Genomic DNA, 2,465 nt, shown 5'->3' with positions numbered 1-2,465 from the left:
GGGGAGCAGGGGAGAGTTGTTGTACAAGTTTTTTCTCCTCTGCCCCTGGAGCCTCTGCGCCCCTGGAGCCTCTTGTGCCCAATGCCCCACATAGACGTTGCTAACACATGGTGGTGTTAATGAAGTTTGATATCTTATCAAAGTCTTACAAAAGAAAATCAATACGTGTTTTACCCTTAATACTCAGTTTCATAATGGTTTTGTTTATCGGCAGCCAGAGTATAGCTACACCAACAAAATCTACAGAGATATTATGGGATACCTATGGAATACCGCATATCTACGGTAAAGACGATGCAAGTGCTTTTTATGCCTTTGGTTGGGCACAAATGCAAAGTCATGGAGATTTGCTTTTGCGTCTTTATGGTCAAGCACGGGGACGTGCGGCGGAATACTGGGGTGAAGAATATGTAGAGTCAGATCGTTGGGTACTGTCTATGGGAGTCCCAGAACGCGCTGGTGTTTGGTATCAAGCACAAAATCCCAGTTTTCGCAAGTATCTAGATGCTTTTGCCGCCGGGATCAATGCTTATGCTTCCCAAAATCGAAACTCTATTGATGATGGTGTAGAGGTGGTGCTACCAGTCAAGGGAGAAGATGTGATGGCTCATTTACATCGGGTACTGAATTTCACCTTTGTGGTGGATCCAGAACTGGTATTTGATTTGAGCAAACAAAAGTTGCCAGCCGGATCTAATGGTTGGGCCATTGCACCAACTCATTCAGCTAGCGGAAACGCTATGTTGCTAGCCAACCCACATTTACCTTGGTCGGATTTGTTTTTATGGTACGAAGCCCAAATCACCACACCGGGAATTGATGCTTATGGGGTAACACTTGTGGGTATTCCTGTATTGGCGATCGCCTTTAACAATAATTTGGGTTGGACTCACACCGTTAACACCTATGATGGTTGGGATTTGTATGAACTCACACCAAAAGATAATGGTTACCTGTTTGATGGTAAAGTCCGCAAATTCCTTGCCAAAACTGTGTCGTTGAAGGTGAAACAAAAAAATGGTTCTTTAAAGGAGCAACGATTACTAGTTAAAAGTTCCATCCACGGGCCTGTAATAGCTGAAAAAAATGGTAAAGCCATAGCACTGAGAGTTGTTGGTCTTGACCGACCAGGCGTACTCCAACAATGGTGGGATATGGCACGAGCAAAAAACCTTAAGCAATTTGAAACCGCACTCAAACGCTTGCAACTATCGATGTTTACGGTGATGTATGCCGATAGAGAAGGACATATTATGCACCTATTCAACGGTCAAGTTCCGATACGTCAACAAGGAGATTTTGCATATTGGCAAGGTGTTATTCCTGGAGATACATCTAAAACTTTATGGACAAAAATCCATCCATACCAAGATTTACCGCGCATAGTCGATCCCAAGAGTGGTTGGTTGCAAAATGCTAACGATCCACCGTGGACAACTACCTTCCCAACGGCGATTAATGCAGATAATTACCCGCCTTACATGGCACCTCGTTTCATGGATTTTCGATCGCAACGTTCCGTGAGGATGTTAGCAGAAGATGACAAAATCTCTTTTGATGAAATGATTGCATACAAACACTCGACTCGCATGGAAATGGCCGATCGCCTTTTGGACGATTTAATTCCTGCTGCCCGTAAGTATGGTAAAGATTTGGGGCAAAAAGCAGCTAATGTTCTAGAAACCTGGGATCGGCAAGCTAATGCAGATAGTCGAGGGGCGGTACTATTTGCCTTTTGGGTTCAACAGCTGGACTTAAATAAAACATTTAGTCAACCTTGGAGTGAAAACTCCCCACGCACCACACCCGATGGTTTAGCCGATCCACAAAGTGCAGTTGCAACCCTAGAAGCAGTGGCAGCAAAAATAGAAAAAACCTATGGAAGTATTGATGTGGCATGGGGAGATGTTTTTCGACTGCGTTATGGCAATATAGATTTACCTGCCAACGGTGGTGCCGATCCTCTGGGAATTTTCCGAAACTTGTATGCATCACCACAACCAGATGGAAAGTTTAAATCTGAAGCTGGCGATTCCTATGTTGCAGCAATTGAATTTTCTAACCCAGTACGAGCAATGGCACTCACCAGCTACGGCAATGCAACTCAACCGGGATCGCCGCACATTGGCGATCAATTAAACTTGTTCGCCAAGAAAAAGTTGCGTCCCGTGTGGCGCGATCGCTCTGATATCCTTGCCCATCTAGAAGCACGAAAAGTATTCTAGTAGTTCGCTTTCGTGACTTGGTTCTTTAAAGGGGAAAGGGGAAAGGTTTTAAATCCCTTACCTTGGGGCATGGGGCATGGGGCATGGTGAAAGGGAAAGGGGTAAGGGGGAAAGGTTAAATTTATCTCTTTACCCTTCACCCTTCACCCTTTACCCTTTACCCTTTACCCTTTACCCTTTACCCTTCACCTTTTACCCTTCACCCTTTACCCTTTCCCCTTTCCCCTTTACCCTTTCCCC

The 2,465-nt window shown here is 44.8% G+C and carries 1 protein-coding gene; it reads left to right on the top strand.

From position 1 onward, the window contains the following. Positions 1–119 precede the first annotated feature (119 nt). On the top strand, positions 120–2,225 hold the full coding sequence (locus GNE10_RS33855; protein ID WP_185570412.1) for an acylase: 2,106 nt from the start codon (positions 120–122) through the stop codon (positions 2,223–2,225). The last annotated feature ends 240 nt before the right edge of the window (positions 2,226–2,465 follow it).

This window comes from Nostoc sp. 2RC (assembly GCF_014222165.1).
In the GTDB taxonomy this organism is placed as follows: Bacteria; Cyanobacteriota; Cyanobacteriia; order Cyanobacteriales; family Nostocaceae; genus Nostoc; species Nostoc linckia.
Note: the sequence above shows the minus strand (reverse complement) of the source record. Positions and strands in the feature narration are given on the sequence as shown.

What these genes read in the sequence shown, in the direction of transcription:
- GNE10_RS33855 (WP_185570412.1), top strand. Translation starts at nt 120, where the DNA reads ATGAAGTTTGATATCTTATCAAAGTCTTACAAAAGAAAATCAATACGT.